Source organism: Rhodococcus sp. Q1 (assembly GCF_004153645.1).
In the GTDB taxonomy this organism is placed as follows: Bacteria; Actinomycetota; Actinomycetes; order Mycobacteriales; family Mycobacteriaceae; genus Rhodococcus; species Rhodococcus gordoniae.
Genome location: NZ_SDMJ01000001.1, coordinates 32,589 through 54,200 on the forward strand (window position 1 = coordinate 32,589; position 21,612 = coordinate 54,200).

The 21,612-nt window shown below is 67.7% G+C and carries 18 protein-coding genes; 14 read left to right on the top strand and 4 right to left on the bottom strand.

The window, feature by feature from the left end:
* The first annotated feature begins 26 nt into the window (after positions 1–26).
* The 3 genes from rfbA (at position 27) to EQ874_RS00165 (ending at position 2,020) form a co-directional block, all read left to right on the top strand.
* Complete coding sequence (rfbA, locus tag EQ874_RS00155; protein WP_129974860.1) at positions 27–902, top strand: glucose-1-phosphate thymidylyltransferase RfbA; 876 nt, start codon at positions 27–29, stop codon at positions 900–902.
* Between the two features lies 1 nt (position 903).
* On the top strand, positions 904–1,506 hold the full coding sequence (gene rfbC, locus EQ874_RS00160) for a dTDP-4-dehydrorhamnose 3,5-epimerase (protein WP_129974862.1): 603 nt from the start codon (positions 904–906) through the stop codon (positions 1,504–1,506).
* 76 nt (positions 1,507–1,582) lie between these two features.
* Positions 1,583–2,020, top strand: coding sequence for a hypothetical protein (locus tag EQ874_RS00165; RefSeq protein WP_016931465.1), 438 nt, complete (start codon positions 1,583–1,585; stop codon positions 2,018–2,020).
* A 49-nt stretch (positions 2,021–2,069) separates the two neighbouring features.
* Here the strand turns inward: EQ874_RS00165 and EQ874_RS00170 are convergent, their stop codons facing one another.
* On the bottom strand, positions 2,070–2,939 hold the full coding sequence (locus EQ874_RS00170) for a DUF559 domain-containing protein (RefSeq protein ID WP_129974864.1): 870 nt from the start codon (positions 2,937–2,939) through the stop codon (positions 2,070–2,072).
* A gap of 90 nt (positions 2,940–3,029) precedes the next feature.
* A complete protein-coding gene (locus EQ874_RS00175) occupies positions 3,030–3,542 on the bottom strand; it encodes a GtrA family protein (RefSeq protein ID WP_242496645.1) in 513 nt (170 codons plus the stop codon).
* Between the two features lie 40 nt (positions 3,543–3,582).
* On the opposite strand from EQ874_RS00175, the gene EQ874_RS00180 reads away from it, so the two are divergent.
* From EQ874_RS00180 to EQ874_RS00190, 3 genes are all read left to right on the top strand, one after another.
* On the top strand, positions 3,583–5,007 hold the full coding sequence (locus tag EQ874_RS00180) for an FAD-binding oxidoreductase (RefSeq protein WP_019290337.1): 1,425 nt from the start codon (positions 3,583–3,585) through the stop codon (positions 5,005–5,007).
* On the top strand, positions 5,007–5,768 hold the full coding sequence (locus tag EQ874_RS00185) for a decaprenylphospho-beta-D-erythro-pentofuranosid-2-ulose 2-reductase (protein ID WP_006553461.1): 762 nt from the start codon (positions 5,007–5,009) through the stop codon (positions 5,766–5,768). The genes EQ874_RS00180 and EQ874_RS00185 overlap by 1 nt, the downstream gene beginning before the upstream one ends.
* Positions 5,769–5,883: 115 nt before the next feature.
* On the top strand, positions 5,884–7,743 hold the full coding sequence (locus tag EQ874_RS00190; RefSeq protein WP_129975880.1) for an arabinofuranosyltransferase: 1,860 nt from the start codon (positions 5,884–5,886) through the stop codon (positions 7,741–7,743).
* Here EQ874_RS00190 and EQ874_RS00195 read toward each other — a convergent pair.
* Complete coding sequence (locus EQ874_RS00195; protein WP_006553458.1) at positions 7,718–8,158, bottom strand: DoxX family protein; 441 nt, start codon at positions 8,156–8,158, stop codon at positions 7,718–7,720. The two genes, EQ874_RS00190 and EQ874_RS00195, sit on opposite strands and share 26 nt — an antisense overlap.
* A gap of 128 nt (positions 8,159–8,286) precedes the next feature.
* On the opposite strand from EQ874_RS00195, the gene EQ874_RS00200 reads away from it, so the two are divergent.
* From EQ874_RS00200 to EQ874_RS00225, 6 genes are all read left to right on the top strand, one after another.
* Positions 8,287–8,589, top strand: a complete 303-nt coding sequence (locus tag EQ874_RS00200) for an SAV_915 family protein (protein WP_016931458.1) — start codon at positions 8,287–8,289, stop codon at positions 8,587–8,589.
* A complete protein-coding gene (locus tag EQ874_RS00205) occupies positions 8,586–8,861 on the top strand; it encodes a hypothetical protein (RefSeq protein ID WP_129974866.1) in 276 nt (91 codons plus the stop codon). Before EQ874_RS00200 ends, EQ874_RS00205 begins: the two co-directional genes overlap by 4 nt.
* Entirely contained in the window at positions 8,858–10,018 is a 1,161-nt protein-coding gene (locus EQ874_RS00210; protein WP_129974868.1) for a hypothetical protein, read from the top strand. The genes EQ874_RS00205 and EQ874_RS00210 overlap by 4 nt, the downstream gene beginning before the upstream one ends.
* A gap of 8 nt (positions 10,019–10,026) precedes the next feature.
* Positions 10,027–10,686: a hypothetical protein gene (locus tag EQ874_RS00215; protein WP_230810402.1), complete on the top strand. Its 660-nt coding sequence runs from the start codon at positions 10,027–10,029 to the stop codon at positions 10,684–10,686.
* Between the two features lie 4 nt (positions 10,687–10,690).
* Positions 10,691–11,269, top strand: a complete 579-nt coding sequence (locus EQ874_RS00220) for a hypothetical protein (RefSeq protein WP_242496583.1) — start codon at positions 10,691–10,693, stop codon at positions 11,267–11,269.
* A 67-nt stretch (positions 11,270–11,336) separates the two neighbouring features.
* Positions 11,337–11,996 carry a hypothetical protein gene (locus tag EQ874_RS00225; RefSeq protein WP_242496584.1) on the top strand — a complete coding sequence of 220 codons (660 nt, stop codon included), beginning with the start codon at positions 11,337–11,339 and terminating at the stop codon, positions 11,994–11,996.
* A gap of 14 nt (positions 11,997–12,010) precedes the next feature.
* Here the strand turns inward: EQ874_RS00225 and EQ874_RS00230 are convergent, their stop codons facing one another.
* Positions 12,011–14,788 (bottom strand): FAD-binding and (Fe-S)-binding domain-containing protein, encoded by a 2,778-nt coding sequence (locus tag EQ874_RS00230; RefSeq protein WP_129974870.1) that lies wholly within the window; start codon positions 14,786–14,788, stop codon positions 12,011–12,013.
* Positions 14,789–14,941: 153 nt separating this feature from the next.
* Here EQ874_RS00230 and EQ874_RS00235 point away from each other — a divergent pair, with 153 nt between their 5' ends.
* Positions 14,942–18,238 carry an arabinosyltransferase domain-containing protein gene (locus tag EQ874_RS00235; protein ID WP_129974871.1) on the top strand — a complete coding sequence of 1,099 codons (3,297 nt, stop codon included), beginning with the start codon at positions 14,942–14,944 and terminating at the stop codon, positions 18,236–18,238.
* 44 nt (positions 18,239–18,282) lie between these two features.
* Positions 18,283–21,591: an arabinosyltransferase domain-containing protein gene (locus EQ874_RS00240; protein ID WP_129974873.1), complete on the top strand. Its 3,309-nt coding sequence runs from the start codon at positions 18,283–18,285 to the stop codon at positions 21,589–21,591.
* Positions 21,592–21,612: the final 21 nt, after the last annotated feature.

Consider the following 21,612-nt stretch of genomic DNA (forward strand, 5'->3'; position numbering starts at 1 on the left):
AGCCTACTCATGCGAGACTGTCCGGCATGCGCGGAATCATCCTCGCGGGTGGGACGGGCTCGCGTCTGCATCCGATCACCCAGGGCGTGAGCAAGCAGCTCGTGCCCGTCTACGACAAGCCGATGGTCTACTACCCGCTGTCGACGCTCATGCTCGCCGGGATCCGCGACATCCTCCTGATCACCACCCCGCACGACGCCGAGCAGTTCCGCTGGTTGCTCGGCGACGGCTCGCAGTTCGGGGTGAACATCACCTACACGATTCAGCAGTCGCCCGACGGACTGGCGCAGGCCTTCGTGCTCGGCGCCGGCCACATCGGCACCGAGCCGGTCGCATTGATCCTCGGCGACAACATCTTCTACGGCCCCGGCCTCGGCACCCAGCTCACACGGTTCGCTCACATCGACGGTGGTGCGGTGTTCGCGTACCGGGTATCCGATCCGTCGGCCTACGGGGTGATCGAATTCGACTCCACCGGCCGCGCCCTGTCGCTCGAGGAGAAACCCGACGACCCGAAGTCGAACTTCGCGGTGCCGGGGCTGTACTTCTACGACAACGACGTCGTCGAGATCGCCCGGTCGCTGAAGCCGTCGGCGCGCGGCGAACTGGAGATCACCGACGTCAACCGCACCTACCTCGAAGCGGGGAAACTGCAGGTCGAGGTGCTGCCGCGCGGTACCGCCTGGCTCGACACCGGCACCTTCGACTCGCTGCTCGACGCGTCGAACTTCGTGCGCACCATCGAACAACGTCAGGGATTGAAGATCGGTGCGCCCGAGGAGGTCGCGTGGCGTCTCGGGTTCATCGACGACGACCAACTGCGCGCCGCGGCCGAGCCGCTGGTGAAGTCGGGCTACGGCAGCTACCTGCTCGATCTGCTCGAACGAGGAAAGGACCGCTAGGTTGCAGTACCGCGAACTGACGATCGCCGGGGCGTGGGAGATCACGCCGAAACAGTTCGGCGACGACCGGGGCGTGTTCCTCGAATGGTTCAAGCAGGCGAGTTTCACCGACGCCTCCGGCCGGCCCCTGGAGTTGGCGCAGGCGAACTGCTCGGTCTCCGCCGCCGGGGTACTGCGCGGCATCCACTACGCCGATGTGCCTCCCGGACAAGCGAAGTACGTCATGTGCGTGTCGGGGTCGGTGCTCGACGTCGTCGTCGACCTGCGGGTCGGGTCACCGACCTTCGGCCAGTGGGATTCGGTGCTGCTCGACACGAAGGATCGCCGCGCGATCTTCCTGTCCGAGGGCCTCGGTCACGGTTTCCTTGCCCTCGAGGACAACTCGACCGTCGTCTACCTGTGCTCGACGGGTTACGACCCCGACCGGGAGCACGAGGTGAACCCGCTCGATCCGGAGATCGGGATCGATTGGCCGACAACGGGACCTGACGGCAGGTCGCTGACCTACGAACTGTCGGCGAAGGACCGGGCGGCACCCACCCTGGCCGACGCCCGCGACGCGGGTCGTCTCCCGCACTTCCAGGGAACGAGTAACGGTTTGTAACATCCCGGCCCGCTTGTCGATAGCTCTCACAGTGCGCCCTTGCCGATTTCCGAACAGTCAGGACCTTACTGTGAATGTGAATGCAACCCTTCGGCGCGTCACGAGCGCCGGCATCACGGCCGCCGTCGCAGCCGGTCTCGTTGTCACCGGCGCTTCCACCGCCTCCGCAGACCCGGGCTGGACGTCGTTCACCAATACGGTGGGTATGTACCTCGATACGGGCTCGAGCGGATACGCCGGTAATGCAACACCTTTCATCGACGCGCCGATTGTGCTCCGAACCGACCCCGCCTCCCCCGAACTGCCGCTGTGGGTCGGTGGTATCGGCTCCCCGTTCTGCCCGTGCACCGTGCACTGGCACAACGAGACCACGGGTGAGCGCGGGAAGGTGCCGGCGAACAGCAACCTGCTTCCTTCGGAGACCGGAGCCGGGAAGATCTCCGCATACGTCACCATCGACGGCAATGTCAGCTTCACGCTCGTGCGTGGCGTCGCCGGCTGGACCGCTCGATAGCCCCGATCCGGTTGCTTCGACGGCGGTTGGCGCGGTCGAAGCAACCGGATCACCGAGCGAGTGCCGCACGAATCTGTCCGACCACCCCGTCCGGGTCCTGCGTCAGCATGTGCCAGGTGAATCGCAGAACATGCCAACCCGCGTTGATCAGGATGTTCTGTCGTGCGGTGTCGTGACGATGACGCTCCGCGTCGCGATGCCACGCCCAGCCGTCGATCTCTATCGCTACCCGATCGGTCTCGAACGCCACGTCGATCTCGTATCCACAGCTCATCACGTGTGCACGCCAGCCGGTGAACCCTGCCTGACGTAGCACCCGATGGAAGATGCGTTCGGCCTGGGAATGCCCGCCGTCCCGGGCGGTGCACAACAATTTCTCCGCAGCGCGCGACCCACGACGTCCCGGATTCCTCAGGTGGGACCGCTCCAGCAGAGCCAACGACGTGTGTCGTTGAAGTGCTCTGTCCATGAGGACGGAACCCTCTTTCAGCTCGACCGCTGCCTCCAACACCGTGAGAGGTACACCTGTGACCTGCAGGCCGCGGACGATCCTGACGTCGTCGGCGGGGAGGTCCCTGCGACGCAGTTGCACGCTGCGGTTCCTCACGATCGCCCGGCAATGCGGGACGGTGACGAAATGACGCGCCGGCGGTCGGTCGAGGATTCCGTGCCACCACGCAGCGCTCGGACCCCATGCCGTCGCCGCACGTCCCGCACCGTAGACGGCGGCGCGAAGGTGCACCGAAGGGGTCCGCTCCCGATCGGCACGGAGATACACACCGGGAACCAGTGAGACCCATTCACCCGACCGCACGTAGTGATCGATGATTGCGATGCTCAGACCGCACCGCACCGCCTGATCGCGGGTGACGACACCGTCCTGCCTGGCCATGATCGCGTGTGCTCGGGAGCGTGACATATCCGGTTCGACGCCGCCGGAGCCGGACCGGTTCCACACGGCTCGGATCTGGTTGGTCCGACCGTGTATATCGCCGTCGAACCAACCAGATCAGCGGAGGCGGAAGATCACGACCCGCTGGACGACGAAGTTGATCACCGTCGCGACGCCCTGAGCGACGACGAATGCGAAGGGCGTGACCCACCACTCGTCGCCGAGGGATTCGTTGAGTACGCGGTTGATGCCGACCTGTGCGGCGAAGGTCACGGCATAGAGGACCACCACGGCGGCGAAACGGACGCGGCTGGGCGGGGCCTTGAAGGTCCAGCGGCGGTTGATCAGGTAGGCGGTGGTGGTGCCGGCCACGAACGACAGGGCCTTCGCGACGTCGCGAGTCACACCCAGCGCCATGAGCAGGACGTACAGGCCGTAGTCGACGATCGCCGAGAACCCGCCGGTCAGGACGAACCGCGTGAGCTGCGTCTTCAGGTCCAGCGCTTCGTCGGCCGTCGAATCGGTCAACGGCAGTTCGGGAGCCAGTGGGGCGTGATGCTCCGGCAGCGGCTGCACATGGTCGTGGGATTCCGGCACGCAGACGAGGGTAACGCCCGTGAGGAACAGCATCTTGCCGGGTGACCAGGACCCACGGGTAGCCTTTACCCCGATGTCCACGACAGCTACGGAGCAGGCGAGCGAGCCGCTCCCCACCCAGACCCGCACCCTGACCGGCTGGGGGCGCACCGCGCCGACCACCGCAGAGGTGCTGTCCACCCCCGACGTCGAAGTGATCGCCAAGGCGGTCGCGCGGGTCGCGGAAGACAACGAGTCGAAGCCGTCGCACCTGCGGCGCGGCGTGATCGCACGCGGGCTCGGACGCTCCTACGGCGACCCCGCGCAGAACGCGGGCGGGCTCGTCGTCGATATGACGGCGCTGAACAAGATCCACAGCATCGACCGTGACTCCCGCAAGGTCGTGGTGGACGGTGGTGTGAGCCTCGACCAGCTCATGCGCGCCGCGCTGCCGTTCGGTCTGTGGGTGCCCGTCCTGCCGGGCACGCGCCAGGTCACCATCGGTGGTGCGATCGGTGCCGACATCCACGGCAAGAACCACCACAGCGCGGGCAGCTTCGGCAACCACGTCAAGTCCATCGACCTGCTCACCGCCGACGGCCAGGTCCGCACGTGCACCCCCACCGGGCGCAACGCCAAGCTGTTCTGGGCGACCGTAGGCGGAATGGGTCTGACAGGCATCATTCTGCGCGCGACCATCGAGATGACCCCCACGGAGACGGCGTACTTCATCGCCGACAGCCGCCGCACCGAGTCGCTCGACGAGACGATCGCCCTGCACAGCGACGGTTCGGAAGCGAACTACGACTACTCCAGCGCATGGTTCGACGCCATCTCGCCGGAGCCGAAGCTCGGCCGCGCCGCAGTCTCCCGAGGCAACCTCGCGAAGCTCGACCAGCTGCCGAAGAAGCTGCAGAAGGACCCGCTCAAGTTCGACGCGCCGACCCTGCTGACCCTGCCCGACGTATTCCCGAACGGGCTGGCCAACAAGTTCAACTTCTCGGTGATCGGTGAGCTGTACTACCGGAAGACGAAGAACGCCGACAACCAGGTCCAGAATCTGACGGCGTTCTACCACCCCCTCGACCTGTTCGGGGAGTGGAACCGCGGCTACGGACCCAACGGCTTCCTGCAGTACCAGTTCGTGGTGCCGCCGGAAGCGGTCGAGGAGTTCAAGAAGATCATCCGCGACATCCAGGCGTCGGGACATCACTCGTTCCTCAACGTGTTCAAGCTGTTCGGTGAAGGGAACAAGGCTCCGCTCAGCTTCCCCATCCCCGGCTGGAACATCTGCGTCGACTTCCGGATCAAGCCGGGCCTGAACGAGTTCGTGCGCGAACTCGACAAGCGGGTCCTCGAGTTCGGTGGTCGCCTCTACACCGCGAAGGATTCGCGGACCGACGCGGAGACCTTCCACGCCATGTACCCGCGGATCGACGAGTGGCTGAAGGTGCGCCGCTCCGTCGACCCCACGAACGTCTTCGCCTCCGATATGTCCAGAAGGTTGGAACTCCACTGATGATCAACGCCGTCGGCAATCCCCAGACCCTGCTGCTGCTCGGTGGCACCTCCGAGATCGGCCTGGCCATCGTCGAGGAGTACCTCCGCAAGGCACCGGCCCGCGTGATCCTCGCGGCCCTGCCCGGCGACCCGCGTCGTGAGGACGCCGTCGCCCAGGCGAAGTCCGCGGGTGCGACGCAGGTCGACCTGATCGACTTCGACGCGCTCGACACGGCGAGCCACCCGGCCGTCATCGACCAGGCGTGGAAGGACGGCGACGTCGACATCGCGATCGTCGCCTTCGGTCTGGACGCCGACGCCGAGGAGCTGTGGCAGAACCAGAGCAAGGCCGTGCGGGTCGCGGAGGTCAACTACACGGCCGCCGTCTCCGTGGGTGTGCTGGTGGGCGAGAAGATGAAGGCGCAGGGCTTCGGGCGCATCATCGCGATGTCGTCGGTTGCCGGCGAGCGCGTCAAGCGCGCCAACTTCGTCTACGGTTCCACCAAGGCCGGCCTCGACGGCTTCTTCCTCGGACTCGGTGAGGCGCTGCGCCCGTTCGGGCCGCGCGTGACCGTCGTGCGCCCCGGCCAGGTGCGCACGCAGTTCAGCGCGCACGTCGACGAGGCCCCGCTCACCGTGAACAAGGAAGATGTCGCGAAGCTCGCTGTCGCGGCCTCCGATCGCGGCAAGGAGATCGTCTGGGCGCCGGGCACCTTCCGGTTCGTGATGATCGTGCTGCGTCACCTGCCGCGCGCGATCTTCCGCAAGCTGCCCATCTGATCCCCTGCCGGTACCGGTGGTGTCAGTAGGCTCGGCTCCTGTGACAGACGCGAGCAGCACCACCATTCCCGTCGCCCCACTCCGGAAGATCGCGACGACCGCAGGCCGTCTCACGATGGCGGTGGTCGTCGCGATCGTCGTGTCCGCGGTGGGGCTGTTCGCGTTCGCCCGAGTGCAGTGGCCTGCGTTCAATTCGTCGAACGTGACGCAGGCCGTCACCACCGTCATGCAGTTCGCGGCACTCGCCGTGCTCGGTCTGTCGATCTATCTGCTGCGTCGCCGCAGATGGGTGACGGGTGCGCGGGTGCTGTCGTGGGCGGCGTTGTCGGGTCTGGTCACCGCGACCCTCGGGATGCCGCTCGCCGCGACCCGCCTCTACCTGCACGGCATCTCCGTCGACCAGGAGTTCCGCACCCAGTTCCTCACGCGACTGACGGACAGCGCGGCGTTGCGCGACATGAACTACGCCGACCTGCCGTCGTTCTATCCGGCCGGGTGGTTCTGGATCGGTGGCCGTGTCGCGAATCTGCTGGGTATGGACGGCTGGGAAGCGTTCAAGCCGTATGCGATCGGCTCGCTGGCGGTCGCGGCGGTCGTCGCGCTGGTGCTGTGGTCCGAACTGGTCCGCTCCGATCTGGCGGTGCTCGCCGCCACCGCGACGACGCTGGTCGTGCTGGCCTACGGTTCGCCGGAACCCTACGGAGCGGTGATCGCGGTGCTGGTCGCGCCGGCGTTGGTGCTGGCCTGGGGTGGTTTCCTGCCCGCTACACGCGGTGGCCGGGGACGACAGGGCTGGGGTGCCGTCGTGGGGACGGGCCTGTTCCTCGGTCTCGCCGCGACCTTCTACACCCTCTATCTCGGAATCGCGGCGTTCGCGGTGACGGTGATGGCCGTCGTCGCGGCGTACCTCGCGCGTCGCGCCACCGGGTCGTGGCGCGCGGTCCTCCCGGTGCTCGTCCGTCTCGTGGTGATGGCGTCGATCGCGGTGCTCGTCGCGTTGATCGTGTGGGCGCCGTTCGTGTTCGACGTGCTGGGCGGTAATCCCCCGTCCGAGTCCGGGACCGCGACCCACTATCTCCCCGATGCCGGTGCGCGACTGCCGTTGCCGATGTTCCACATGTCCCTGATCGGATTGCTGTCGTTGCTGGGCACCGTGTGGCTCGTGGGCCGGGCGTCGTCGTCGCATCGGGCGCAGGCGCTCGGCCTCGGGGTGATCGCGGTCTACCTCTGGTACCTCGCGTCGATGGCGTCGACCGCCGTGGGCAACACCCTGCTCGCGTTCCGGCTCGAGGTGATCCTGCTCGTACTGCTCGCTGCGGCAGGCGCATTCGCCTTCGTCGACTTCTCGCGGTGGATCAGCCTGGCCACCAGCGAGAACCCGCGCGTGCGCCGGGTGCTCGTGGCAGTGGGGGCTCTGGGTGCGCTGGCGTTCGCGCAGAACATTCCGCAGGTACTCGCCGGCGAGATCACCGTCGCCTACACCGATACCGACGGGTCGGGCGAACGCGCCGATCAGCGACCCGCCGGTGCCGCGTCCTATTACGCCGAGGTGGATGACGTCCTGCTGTCGCAGTTGGGCGGCGAGCGTGACGACCACGTGGTCCTCACGGCCGACACGTCTTTCCTCGCCTATTACCCGTACTTCGGTTTCCAGGCCCTGACCTCGCACTACGCCAACCCGCTGGCGGAGTTCTCCGCGCGGGCCGCAGCTATCGAGGAGTGGTCGGAGCTCTCCTCCCCCGGCGAACTGCTCGCCGCGTGGGAGGAGCTGCCATGGAGAGCCCCCGACGCCGTCGTCTTCCGACAGGGCGCCGAGGGCTACACGCTGCGTCTGGCCGAGGACGTCTACCCGAACGATCCCAATGTGCGGCGGTACACGGTGACCTTCCCCAAGGAACTGTTCGACGATCCCCGATTCACCGTGACCGAGGTGGGGCCGTTCGTCGTCGTCACCGCGACGGGCGAACCGGCATGATGCGACGAACTCCGATGTCGCGCAACCACAATCCACCCCATACCAGAATTCCGGTGTAGATCGGGAAGAGAGTCGTGCTGACGATGGGCTGTTCGGTGAGCAGATTCGTCGCGACAGCACCGCCGAGATAGCCGGTGAGGAGTACGGCGCCGAGGATCGCGGTGGGCGGCAGGACGTAGGCGATCAGGCAGACGAGTAGGACGACGCCGAACACCCGGTTGAGGCTCGGGTCGAACCCGAGATCGGCCATCGCTTCCTGCACCTGCGAAACGTTGGCGATGTGGATGATCGAGTCCCACAGCAGGAACAGGACGACGAGGCCGCTGACGATCAGGCCTGCGATGCGGGCGGCGCGTGAGGGTGCCGCGGCGATGTCGTCGCGGGTGCCGGTGGTGGATGCGGTGAAGGTGTTCATGACGGCCTCCTGGTAGGTGGGCAGCGGTTCTGTCGCAGATACCGACCGGGCAGGAGCCGGAAACTCATCGCCGCTACGGTAAGGTCGCGGCGAGTCGTACGGGGGGTACGACGGAATCGGGGGATTCGATGAGCGACGTTCTGTATGTGCCGATCCGACGCCGCGACAGTTCCGGGCACGTTCGGCTCGAGATGCGCACACTGCCCGACGGCCGGCTGGCGTTGCCCGCCTACACCTCACCGAAGGAACTGGCCCGCTGCTGCGGACCGCAGCAGCCGTGGATGGGCGTCGACAGCACAGGGCTGCAGGAGATCCACCGGACCACCGGGTACGACGTGGTCCTGCTCGACGGCCGACAACCACCGCCACCCCCGGTCGGGGACGACGACCGTCCGTTCGAGGCCCCACTCGGCAGGAGAGAGACCCGGTGAGCATCGACATCGGCGACCTCGACGCGGTCGCGAAGCACCTGGCGACCGGAGCGATGGGAATCGACGAACTCGGATCCGATCCAGCACCGATACCCGACGCAGGTGCCGCCACCGCACTGCTCGTCGACACTCTCGGGTCGATTGCTTCCGCGCTGGACGCGGCGGTCCGGTCGCTGGCCGATGCAGCAGACGCCACCCAGGACAGTCTGCGCGCCTACCAGGACGCCGAGTCGCACACTGCTCAGGAGATGGCGAAGGCCGGTGAGGGATGAGCCTCGACACCCGAGTCTTCGGCGACCCCACCTCCTGCTACGCATGCGCGGATTCGCTCACTGCCCTCGCCACGGGTGTGCACGACCGACTGCAGGCGGCGCGCGACGGACGCACCGAGTCCGAGTACGAATTCAGAAGCCCTGCGGGAGATGCGTTCCGCACGACGCTCGACCGCATCATCACGGGGACGACCGAGGCCGCAGACCAGATCGACGTGATCGCCGCTGCTTTACGCGCATTCGCCGACGGACTCGTCACCGTCCGGTCACGCATGTCGCAGGCCGAGGCGACAGCGGCGGAAGCCGGTATTCCCGTGGAGTTCGGCGTCGGGATCGGTGAGCCACTCAACGTCGATCCGAACTCGTACGACATTGCACCCCAGGTACTTCGGGCGAAACAGATCGCAGCCTACGAGGCGGCTGCGGGGTTCGTTACGGAAGGTCGCGCGGCCGAAACTGGGGCGCACAGCGCGCTCGCGGAAGCCTTGCGCGGGCCAACGACGATCCTGAAGGACGCAGAAGCCCAGTGGGAATGGCTCTTGGCGCATACCGTGGGCGGATACATAGCGACGACAGTCTCCGAGCTGTCGAAATGGGGCAACGAAGCCGCTACGCGAGGTGCGACCCTCGCCCGGCTGCGTGAGCTTGCTGCCGAAGCGGCGCGACTTGGCGATCCGTACCCTGAAGCAACAGCCGCCAGGGCTGTTCGAGCCTTCCAAGGCGGAGCGGACGATGCTGCACGGTTCGCTGCGGAGAACTCTCGACTGCTTGCCGGGCTCGGCGACAACAAGTTCGTCCAGTTGTTCGGAAAGAACGTCGACAGCTTCCTTCCGGAAGGGTCGGCCCTCTCGAAAATCGGAGCCAAAATTCCTGTTGTCGGGTTGGCCTTGACTGGATGGCAAACCTTCCACGATGTCAGCAATGCCGATGACAGTACCGAGGCGGTCGAGGCGGTAGCCAAGAACGTGGGAGGTTTCGTCGCGGGAACAGTTGCGACCGAACTGATTCTTGCCAGCGCAGCAGGCGGACCCGTGACACTGCTGGCAGTTGGCGCCGGAGTCGGGGTAGCGTTCGGTGTAGGTGAAGTGATCGAGCACTGGGACGACATCTCCGGTGCGGCGGGTTCCGCAGCCCGCTGGGTTGGAAACCTGTTCTGAGGTCACGAATGAATGCAACCGACCTGCCTCAGATGCCTGATCCGATCACCGGGGAACCCCGCCCACCCTGCGCACCGCGCATCCATCACGGCACCGAGTACACACCGACCGACCGACTGCCCCGAAACCCACCGAAGGCACCGGATCACCTCGGACCCACACTCGAATGGCTCCAGCCCACCCTTCGCGACCAGTACGGCGATGCCGCGATGCTCGCCGGACTACTCGCGGTATTCGGGACGATCAGCGCAGGGGGTTTCAGCTGGGTCCTCGAATGGTGGGCATGGGGTCTGCTCGCGCTCTTCCCATGGATCATGTTCCGGGCCTCCGGAAACCACTGGACAGCAGCCGGTGTCAGTTGGGTGCAGTGGCGCGGCAGTTGGGTCGACACATACAAACTCACCCGCATCCAATTCTCCGCTGACGGCTACAGCCGCGTTCTTCGGCTGAAGGATGCCCACGGCAACGAGATCCATTCTTTCAAGATCAGCGAGATCCAGCGCAACCCCGACCTGTGGGATCTCGTCTACAACGGCATCCTCCACTCCGTCGCGTCGGGCCACTGCGACATCGACGCCAAGACCCGCCACATCCTGAAGATTCCCTACGAACTCGGGCCGCGCCCCACCCGTAGCGAACGCATCAGAGGACGGCGGCGTAGAGGGTGACGCTGTGAATCTACCCGCAATGCCGGATCCGAATACCGGAGAGCCGCGACCACCCCGTGCGCCACGCATCTACCAGAGAATCGAGCACACGCCGACCGACAGATCCCCACGGAAGCCTCCGGAAGCGCCGGAACATCTCGGACCCGTTCTCGAATGGCTCCAGCCCACCGCCCGTGACCAGTACACGAGCGCGCTCTTCATCGTGGGCATCTCGGTCGCGTACCTCACCCTTGTCGACGGAGGCCTTCGCTGGACCCACATGTGGGTCATGTGGGTCATCATGGCTGTGGGTGCGTGGGTGATGTTCGGCGCCACCAGAAACCATTGGACCGCAGTCGGATCCACCTGGGTGCAGTGGCGCGACGATTGGGTTGACACCTATCACCTCACCCGCATACGATTTTCAGCCGACGGGCCGAACCGCGTTCTCCGTTTGAAAGATGCACACGGCAACAAGATCCACTCGTTCAAGATCAGCGAGATCCAACGAAACCCGACCTGTGGGACCTGGTCTACAACGGCATCCTCCACTCCGTCGCCTCCGGCAACTGCGACATCGACGCCAAAACCCGCCACATTCTGAAGATTCCCTACGAACTCGGGCCACGCCCCACCCGTAGCGAGCGCATCAGAGGACGGGGACGTAGAGGGTGAACGCTGCCGACCTACCACCGATGCCGGATTCGATCACAGGCGAACCCCGCCCACCCCGGGCGCCCCGCATCTACCACGGCACGGAATACACACCGCTCGACCGCAACCCACGGAACCCACCAGATGCACCGGAGCATCTCGGCCCCGTTCTCGAATGGCTCCAGCCCACCGTGCGCGACCGATACATCGGCGCATTCCTCATAGCGGCAATCTTGGTCGTGTACCTCACCGTCATCAATGGAGACTTTCGCTGGATCCACTGGTGGATCATGTGGGTCATCATCCCTGGAAGTTCACTATTGTTGTTCTTCGGCAAGGGAAACCACTGGACTGCAGCCGGTGCCACCTGGGTCCAATGGCACGACAGCTGGGTCGATACCTACCATCTCACTCGCATCCGCTTCTCCGCTGATGGGCCCAGTCGTGTCCTGCGACTGAAAGACGCCCACGGCAACAAAATCCAATCGTTCAAGATCAGCGAGATTCAGCGCAACCCCGACCTGTGGGATCTGGTCTACAACGGTATCCTTCACTCCGTCGCCTTCGGCAACTGCGACATCGATGCCAAGACCCGCCACATCCTGAAGATCCCCTACGAACTCGGGCCGCGCCCCACCCGAAGCGAACGCACCAGAGGACGGCGGCGTAGAGGGTGAGGACGTCTCCGGGCCTACGGCAGTCGTGAGGCCAGCAACTCCGCCAGATGCGTGCCGCGCCGCGTCGTGAGGTCGCTCAGCTGGGTACGGCACGAGTAGCCGTCGGCGAGGATCACCGCGTCGTCGGATGCCGCCTCGACCGCCGGCAGCAGTTGGGTTCGCGCGACCGCCACCGACACGTCGTAGTGCCCGCGTTCGACTCCGAAATTCCCGGCCAGGCCGCAGCAGCCGGCGAGGCGCTGCACGTCGGCACCCGCGCGTCGCAACAGTGCGGCGTCGGCGCCCCATCCCATGACGGCGTGGTGGTGGCAGTGGGGTTGTGCGACGATCCGTGTGCCGTCCAGCGACGGCGGTTCCCAGTCGGCGAGGAATTCGGCGAGGGTAGTGGTGCTGTCGGCCACGAGACGCGCGGGTGCGGACCCGAGCAGTTCGACCGCGTCGGAACGCAGGACGGCGGTACACGACGGTTCGAGACCGACGATCGGCATGCCGCTGCGGAAGAGTTCGGCGACGGTGCGGCCCAGGATCTTCCGGGCCTGGTCGAGCTGGCCGGTGGTGATCCACGTCAGGCCGCAGCAGCGGGGTTCGTCGGTGAGGTGCACGCTGCGTCCGGCGGCTTCGAGCACGCGCACGGCGGCAACCCCGATCTCCGGGGTGAAGTACTCGGTGAAAGTGTCGACGAACAGCAGCACCGGGTCGCCCGTGCGGGATCGTTGCGAGAGGGTGTCGGCGAACCACTTCCGGAAGGTGCGGGGCGCGAACCTCGGTACACGGCGGCGGCGGTCGAGACCGGCGACGGTCAACCCGAGCGGGGCGACCCCCGGAGCGCGGGCAAGGGCGTTGACGGCGCGTGGTGCACGGGAGGCGATCGCCGCCCACTGCGGCAGCCTGCCGAGACCGTAGTGACTGGCGGGCCGCCTCCGTCCCCGGTAGGTCTGGTGCAGGACTTCGGATTTGAGGGTCGCCATGTCGACCCCGGTCGGACAGTCCGACAGACATCCCTTGCACGACAAGCACAGATCGAGCGCCTCGTGCACTTCCGGCGACTGCCACGACTCGGCGACGAGGTGACCGTTGAGCATCTCCTGCAGCACCCGGGCACGTCCTCGGGTGGAGTCCTTCTCCTCACGGGTCGCGAGGAAGGACGGGCACATCACCCCGCCGGTGCCGGTGTTGTCGGCGCGGCACTTGCCGACCCCGGTACACCGGTGCACGGCCTGCGTGAAGTCGCCGCCGTCCTCGAGATAGCGGAAGGCCAGGCCCTCCCGGATCTTCCGGGCTGCCGGGACGCGCAGGTCGGCGTCGACGGGCCGCGGGTCGACGAGCACGCCGGGGTTGAGGACGTTCTCCGGATCGAAGACCGACTTCACGGCCCCGAACAGTGCGAGCGCGTCGGGTGAGTACATCACGGGCAGCAGTTCGCTCCGGGCACGCCCGTCGCCGTGCTCCCCCGACATCGACCCGCCGTATTCGGCGACGAGTTCGGCTGCCTCGAAGAGGAATTCGCGGAACAGACCCGGAACCTCGAGGGGGATGTCGAGGCGGATGTGGATGCAGCCGTCGGCGAAGTGCCCGTAGGGGTAGCCGGTGACGTCGTATCCGGCGAGCAGTTCCTCGAAATCGCGGAGATAGTCGCCGACGCGGTGGGCGGGGACGGCGGCGTCCTCCCAGCCCGCGTGCGCGGGCAACCCCTTCGGGCTTCTCGCCGACAGGCCGGACCCGTCCTCCCGGATACGCCACAGCGCAGCGGCACGCGCCTGGTCCTCGACGTGCAGCAGGTCGGTCGCGGCGGCGGCCTGAGCGAGCGCACATGCCCGGTCGCGGACCTCGTCGGCGTCGTCACCTGCCAGTTCGACGAACAGCCACGCTGCGCCGGAGGGAAGGGGCGGTACCGCGGCCGGTCCGCGCCGGGCGCGGACGATGTCGACGATCCGCGAGTCGAGCCCTTCGCATGCTGTGGGCCGGAAACCCAGTAGTCCGTGCGCGGCGTTCCCGGCGGCGACGATGTCGGGATAGCCGAGCACGACCATCGTGCGGAAGGCGGGATCGACGACCAGCTGCACCGTCGCCTCGGTCGTGATCCCGAGCGTGCCCTCGCTACCGACGAACAGCTTCCGGACGTCGAAACCGTTCTCCGGCAGCAGATGCTCGAGTGCATAACCCGACACCTGCCGGCCGAAGCGGCCGAATTCGGTGCGGATGGTCGCGAGGTCGCGGGCGACGATCTCCCGCAACGGTTCCAGCACCGGATCCTCGCCGGGCAGCGACAGCGGGTGCCCGGTGCCGGTGAGTACTTCGAGGGCGACGACGTTGTCGGATGTGCGGCCGTAGCCGAGCGCACGCGCCCCGCACGCGTTGTTGCCGATCATCCCGCCGATCGTGCACCGGTTGTGGGTGGACGGATCGGGACCGAAGCGCAGACCGTGCGGTGCCGCGGCCCGCTGTAGTTCGGCCTGCACGACACCCGGCTGTACCCGCGCGGTCCGGGTCTCGGGGTCGACGGAGAGAACGCGGTTCAGATGACGCGAGAAGTCGAGGACGACGCCGGGCCCGACAGCGTTGCCCGCGAGCGAGGTGCCGGTGCCGCGGGAGGTGAGGGGAACACCCTCGCGCCGGCACACGTCGAGCGTCGCGGCGACGTCGTCGATCGATCGGGCGCGCACCACCGCCTGCGGTGGAACGCGATACAGGGAGGCGTCGGACGAGTACAGCGCGCGCGTGGTCGAGTCGTCGCAGACCTCCCCGATGCCCGCCGCGCGCAGAGCGCGCCCGATCGGGGTGGAGGTCTTCATAGACAGCGATGCTAGTGGCGGAAACGCCGTGCCGGAGGTGGTCGGGCAGAACCGCGGAAGTGCGCCGGCAGGAGTGCGGCGGCCCTGCCACCGCGGCGCTCGCGCAGTGGCACGCGTCGGCCCCGTGACTCGACTCGCCTAGCATCGACGCTTGTGCCAGCCGATACCACTTCGCCCGGGAAAACCGATTCGTCCGATCCGGCATCGCGCGTCCGCACCGCGCGGATCGTCGCGATCGTGTCGGGGTTGCTCGGGTTCGTGCTGGCGCTGAGCCTGCCCTTCCTGCCGGTACGGCAGGAGATCAGTGAGCTGCAGTGGCCGCAGAACGGCACCGTCGACAGCGTCGAGGCGCCACTCGTCACCTACACCCCGCTCACACTGCGGGTGAGCGTGCCGTGCGCGGCGGCGTCGCAGCTCGGCACCGACGGCGGGACCCTCGTCTCGACCATTCCGTCCGGCTCCCCCGACGCCACCGCCGAGGGCCTCGTGATCCGGGCGGTTCCCGGTGAGGGCGGCGCCCCCGGCACCATCGAGGCCGTCCTGCGCAACTCCGTGCTCGTCTCGGCGCCGCTCGACGCGCCGTGCACGGCGGTGACCGTCGCATCCAACTCCGAACGCACCGCCGCCGAGATCGTGGGTGCGGATCCGCCGGTCACGGTCGAACTGGAAGGTGACGAGCGTCCCCAGGTAGTGGGGGTCTTCAGCGAGCTCACCGGCCCTGCGGAGGCCTTCCAACCCGACGGCGGCGACTCCGCCGAACGACTGTCGGTGCGCGCCGAGCTCGACTCGCGGTTCACCTCGACCCCCACGGTCCTCAAGCTTCTCGCGATGATCGTGTGCGCGCTCGCGACGCTGGTCTCGCTCGTCGCCCTGCATCGACTCGACGGGATCGACGGGCGCCGCGCACGCCGGTTCCTGCCGGCCCGCTGGTGGCGGTTCACCTCCGTGGACGTCGTGGTCGTGGGCACCCTGCTGCTCTGGCATATCGTCGGCGCGAACACTTCGGACGACGGCTACATCCTCAACATGGCGCGGGTGTCCGGTGAGGCCGGGTACATGGCCAACTACTTCCGCTGGTTCGGTGTGCCCGAGGCGCCGTTCGGATGGTTCTACGACGTGCTCGTCGTGTTCGCGCAGGTCTCGACTTCGAGTGTGTGGATGCGTCTGCCCACGCTGGTCGCGGCGATTCTGTGCTGGATGGTGATCGGCCGCGAGGTCATCCCCCGGCTCGGTGTCGCCGTCCGGCACAGCCGGGTGTCGCTGTGGACGGCCGGACTGGTCTTCCTCGCCTTCTGGCTCCCCTACAACAACGGCCTGCGCCCGGAGCCGATCATCGCGGTCGGTGCGCTGCTGACCTGGTGCTCCGTCGAACGCGCCATCGCGACCGGACGCATGTTGCCCGCCGCGATCGCGGTGCTCGTCGCGGCCTTCTCGCTCGCCGCCGGCCCGACCGGCCTGATCGCGGTGGCCGCGCTCCTCGCCGGGCTCCGCCCCCTGGTGAAGGTGCTGGTCGCGCGCCGGCATCTCGTCGGTGTCGTCGCGCCCCTCGCACCGATCCTCGCGTCGGGCACCGTCGTGCTCATCGCGGTCTTCGCCGACCAGACGCTCGCGTCGGTCCTCGAGGCGACCCGTGTGCGCTCGGCCGTGGGCCCGAACGTGCCGTGGTTCGACGAGCGGCTGCGCTGGGACGCACTGCTCACCGTCTCCCCCGACGGTTCGCTGGCCCGCCGGTTCGGTGTGTTCGTGATGCTGTTGTGCCTGGTCGTGTGCGTCATGCTGATCCTGCGCAAGGGCCGCATCCCGGGCACCGCGATCGGACCCTCGCGGCGCATCCTCGGCATCGTCTTCGCGTCGCTGCTGCTCATGATGCTCACGCCCACGAAGTGGACGCACCATTTCGGTGTGTACGCGGGCCTGGCCGCGTCGGTGGCGGCGCTCGCCGCGATCGGGGTGGGAGCGGTCGGTATCCGCTCGGCGCGCAACCGGGCGCTGTTCACCGCCGGGGTGCTGTTCGTCCTGGCCATGGCGTTCACCGGCTCGAACGGCTGGTGGTACGTCTCGAGCTACGGCATCCCGTGGTGGGACAAGCCGCCGTCGATCTCCGGCCACGCCTTCTCCACGGCACTGCTCGCGCTGACGGTGCTCACACTGCTCCTCGCCGCGTGGTTCCATCTGCGCGAGCCGTTCACCACGCCGCGCCCCGACCGCAACGGCAGGGTGCGGGCCCTGGCGTCGGCGCCGCTCACGCTGGTCGCGGCGGCGGTGGTGGTGTTCGAGGTGTTGTCGCTGCTCAAGGGCGCGGTCTCGCAGTACCCGGCCTATTCGATCGCCAAGTCGAATGCGGCGGCGCTCACCGGCAACCACTGCGCCCTCGCCGACGAAGTGCTCGTGGAGACCGACCCGAACGCGACCATGCTTCAGCCCCTCGACGGGGATCCGGGCAAGGCCCTGGGTGCCGGTACCGCCGTCGGTTTCACCCCGAACGGAGTGGCGCTCGACCTCACGGCCGACGCGGAGACCACCACGACCGGTGGCGCCAACACTGTCGACAGCGAGGAGGGCGGCACCACCACCTCCACGAGCGCCGGCACCGAGGGTGGACGCACCAGCGACGAAGGCATCAACGGCAGCACCGTGAAGCTGCCGTTCGGACTCGACCCGCAGACCACCCCGGTCCTCGGCAGCTACCGCACCGGGGTGCAGCAGTCGGCCGAACTCGAGTCCGGCTGGTACGCGCTGCCCGAGCGCACCGCTGAGACACCGCTGCTGGTCGTGACGGCTGCGGGACGCGTGCGCTATGTCGACCCCGACGGCGTCATCACCCCCGGTCAGGACGTGGTGCTGGAATTCGGATCGTCGTCCGGGGACGACGTGACGCCGCTGGCCACGCTCGCACCGATCGATATCGGCCCGTCGCCCTCGTGGCGCAACCTGCGCGTGCCGAGCGACGTGATCCCCGCCGACGCCGACGCCGTCCGGATCGTCGTGAACGACGGTGACCTCTCCTCCGATCAGTGGGTCGCGGTCACCCCGCCGCGGATGCCGCGCATGGAGACCCTCCAGGAGGTCGTCGGATCCGACGCTCCGGTGCTGATCGACTGGTCGGTGGGGCTCGCCTTCCCGTGCCAGCGTCCGTTCGGCCACCGCAACGGTGTCGCCGAGGTCCCCGAGTACCGCATCCTGCCCGACCGCGTCGGGGCCGACGCGACGAACGGCTGGCAGGATGACATCGGCGGTGGCCCGCTCGGCTGGATCCCCTTGCTGCTGAACGCCGAGACGGTGCCCACCTATCTGAATCACGACTGGGATCGCGACTGGGGATCGCTCGAGCGGTACCTCCCGATCGATCCGGAGGCCTCCCCTGCCGAGGTCGCCACCGACGTGACGACCCGCTCCGGCCTGTGGTCACCCGGCCGCATCCGTGACGGGGTTCCGGTCCTGTTGGAGTAAGGGCGAGTGCCGTCACACCACGTCGCCGGATACCATCGACTCCCGTGCCCGACGACGTGACGACCTCACCCGCGCCCACTCCGACCGCCCCACGGTCGATGGGCGAGGACCTTCGCACTCGGTACCGGACCGCGCGGCTCGTCGCCGTCGTCGCCGGGCTGCTCGGCATGATCTCGGCACTGGCCACACCGTTCCTTCCGGTCCGCGTGACCGAGGCGACGATGTCGTGGCCGCAGGACGCGGCGGCGACCGACGTCGAGCTGCCGTTGATGTCGCAGGTCCCCCTGCAGTTCCGCGCCACCGTGCCGTGCACCGCCATCGCGGGGATGCCCGCCGACGGCGGCATGCTGCTCGCGACCGCCCCCACCAGCGGGCAGGACGCCGCGCTCAACGCCATGTTCGTACGGGTCGGCAACGAGAACGTCGATGTCCTCGACCGCAACGTGGTGGTCGCGACCGCACCGCGCGCCGACGTCGAGTCGGGTGCGTGCAGCGAACTGCGGATCTTCTCCGACTCCGAACGCACCACCGCGGAGTTCGTCGGCCTCTCGGACGAGAACGGCAACCCGCGGGCCGGCGAGCTCACCGGCGACCTGCGACCGCTCGTCGTCGGTATGTTCAGCGACCTGCCGACCGCCGTTCCCGGCCTCGACGTCACTGTGGACGTCGACTCCCGGTTCACGTCGTCGCCGACTCTGGTGAAGTCCCTCGCGATGATCCTTGCTGTGCTGTCGACGGCGCTCGCGCTCGGCGCGCTGGCCAAGCTCGACGGCACGGACGGTCGGGGGCACCGCCGGTTCCTGCCGTCCCGGTGGTGGAAGTTCACCGGCGTCGACGTCGTCGTCGTCGTCACGCTCGTCGGCTGGCACTTCTTCGGTGCGAACACCTCGGACGACGGTTACCTGCTGACCATGGCCAGGGCGGCGGAGAACTCCGGCTACATGGCCAACTACTTCCGCTGGTTCGGTGTCCCCGAAGCTCCCTTCGGCTGGTACTACGACGTGCTGGCGGCCTTCGCGAAGATCTCCACGGCCAGCCCGTGGATGCGCATCCCGGCGCTGATCGCCGGAATCCTGTGCTGGATGGTCATCAGCCGTGAGGTGGTGCCGCGTCTCGGCCGGGCCGTGCGGCACAATCGCATCGCATTGTGGACCGGCGGGCTGGTCTTCCTCGCCTTCTGGCTGCCGTACAACAACGGTCTGCGGCCCGAGCCGATCGTCGCGCTCGGTGCGCTGCTCACCTGGTGCTCGATCGAACGCGCCATCGCGACCGGTCGTCTGCTGCCCGCCGCGACGGCGGTGTTCATCGGCGCCTTCACCCTCGCCGCGGCTCCGACCGGCCTCATGTGTATCGCCGCGCTCATCGCCGGCATCCGGCCGATGACGCGGATCATCGTGCGCCGCCACCGGGAGGTCGGCACCCTGCCACTGCTCGCCCCGATCGGTGCCGCCGGGATGCTCGTGCTGGTCGTGGTGTTCTCGGATCAGACGCTCGCCGCGGTCCTCGAGGCGACCCGCGTGCGCACCATCATCGGCCCCAACGAGGAGTGGTGGAACGACTTCCTCCGCTACTACTACCTGATGGTTCAGACCGTCGACGGTTCGCTGCCGCGCCGCTTCGCGTTCCTCGTCATGCTGCTGTGCCTGTTCACCACGCTGTTCGTGCTGCTGCGCCGCCGCCGCATCCCCGGGGTCGCCGTGAGCCCGACCTGGCGTCTGCTCGGCATCGTCTTCGGCACGATCTTCTTCATGATGTTCAACCCCACGAAGTGGACCCACCACTTCGGGGCGTACGCAGGCATCGCCGGGTCGCTCGCGACGGTCACCGCCGTGGTGGTCTCCGCGAGCGCGTTGCGGTCGCGGCGCAACCGCACGATCTTCCTCGCCGGACTGCTGTTCGTCCTGGCGGTGTCGTTCGCGGGTATCAACGGCTGGTGGTACGTCTCGAGCTACGGCGTGCCGTGGTTCGACAAGACCGTCTCGCTGAGCGGCTACCAGTCCAGTTCGCTGTTCCTGATCCTGTTCGGTCTCGCCCTCGTGGTCGTCGCGTGGCAGTACCTCCGCGAGGGCTACGCACCGCCGCCGGAGTCGCCCGAGACGAGGAAGGGCCGGCGGATCCGCGCCCTCGCGGCCGCGCCGCTCACGGTCGTCGCCGCGGCGATGGTGCTGTTCGAGGTGTTGTCGCTGCTCAAGGGCGCGGTGTCGCAGTACCCGGCGTACTCGCTCGCCCGCTCGAACATCGGTGCGGTCGCCGGTCAGACCTGCGGCCTGGCGAACGATGTGCTCGTCGAGGCGGACCCCGACGAGGGACGCCTCGAACCGATCATCGACCCCGCCGCTCCCCCGGCGAACGGTGATCCGCTCGCCGGTGCTGCGCCGCGCGGCTTCACTCCCGACGGCGTGCCGTCCGACCTGACCGCCGACTACGTCGAGGTGAAGCCCGGTCAGGGCAACACCGACAACCAGAGCGTCGGCCCCACCTTCGAGACCGGCGCGGGCGGCGGCACCACGGGCGGCTCGGGTGAGCAGACCGTGAACGGCAGCACCGTACGCCTGCCCTTCGGACTCGACCCCGCCGTCACCCCGGTGCTCGGCAGCTACCAGGACGGTGTGCAGGAACCCGCCTCGCTCACCTCCAGCTGGTACGCACTGCCGGACATCACCGACGAGACCCCGCTGATCGTGATCTCCGCGGCCGGTCGCATCTGGTCGTACGACGACACCGGGGCACTGACCTACGGCCAGTCGCTGCTGGTGGAGTACGGCACCCGCCAGGCCGACGGCAGTGTCGAGGCGAAGGGCACCTACCTGCCGCGCGACATCGGTCCTGCGCCGTCGTGGCGGAACCTGCGTGTTCCCCTCGCCGACCTGCCCGACGACGTCGACGCCGTCCGTATCGTCGCCAACGACCCCAACCTCACCGGCGACCAGTGGCTGGCGTTCACGCCGCCGCGCGTCCCGACGCTCGAGCGACTCGATACCCAGCTCGGTTCCGAACAGCCGCTCCTGCTGGACTGGGCCGTGGGCCTGCAGTTCCCGTGCCAGCGGCCGTTCGACCACTGGGCGGGCGTCGCCGAGATGCCGAACTACCGGATCCTTCCCGACCGTCCGCTCGCGGTGTCGTCGACCGACACCTGGCAGTCCGCCGACAACGGTGGCCCGCTCGGCTTCGCGGAGGTCCTGGCGCGACCCGAGCAGGTTCCCACCTACCTGGAGAACGACTGGGGCCGCGACTGGGGTTCGGTGGAGCGGTACGTGCGCTTCTACCCCAACGCGCAGCCGGCAGAACTGACCACCACCGAGGTGACGAGGTCCGGGTTGTGGAAACCCGCGCCGATGCGCGTCTACGAGTGACGGATGAGACGCGAGTAACGG

Bases quoted from the DNA above. Each gene is read 5' to 3' on its own strand.
- EQ874_RS00230 (WP_129974870.1), bottom strand. From the start codon at position 14,788: ATGAAGACCTCCACCCCGATCGGGCGCGCTCTGCGCGCGGCGGGCATC.
- EQ874_RS00175 (WP_242496645.1), bottom strand. From the start codon at position 3,542: ATGCTGTTCCTCACGGGCGTTACCCTCGTCTGCGTGCCGGAATCCCAC.
- EQ874_RS00180 (WP_019290337.1), top strand. From the start codon at position 3,583: ATGTCCACGACAGCTACGGAGCAGGCGAGCGAGCCGCTCCCCACCCAG.
- rfbA (WP_129974860.1), top strand. From the start codon at position 27: ATGCGCGGAATCATCCTCGCGGGTGGGACGGGCTCGCGTCTGCATCCG.
- EQ874_RS00215 (WP_230810402.1), top strand. From the start codon at position 10,027: ATGAATGCAACCGACCTGCCTCAGATGCCTGATCCGATCACCGGGGAA.
- EQ874_RS00200 (WP_016931458.1), top strand. From the start codon at position 8,287: ATGAGCGACGTTCTGTATGTGCCGATCCGACGCCGCGACAGTTCCGGG.
- EQ874_RS00210 (WP_129974868.1), top strand. From the start codon at position 8,858: ATGAGCCTCGACACCCGAGTCTTCGGCGACCCCACCTCCTGCTACGCA.
- EQ874_RS00170 (WP_129974864.1), bottom strand. From the start codon at position 2,939: ATGTCACGCTCCCGAGCACACGCGATCATGGCCAGGCAGGACGGTGTC.
- EQ874_RS00185 (WP_006553461.1), top strand. From the start codon at position 5,007: ATGATCAACGCCGTCGGCAATCCCCAGACCCTGCTGCTGCTCGGTGGC.
- EQ874_RS00190 (WP_129975880.1), top strand. From the start codon at position 5,884: ATGGCGGTGGTCGTCGCGATCGTCGTGTCCGCGGTGGGGCTGTTCGCG.
- EQ874_RS00195 (WP_006553458.1), bottom strand. From the start codon at position 8,158: ATGAACACCTTCACCGCATCCACCACCGGCACCCGCGACGACATCGCC.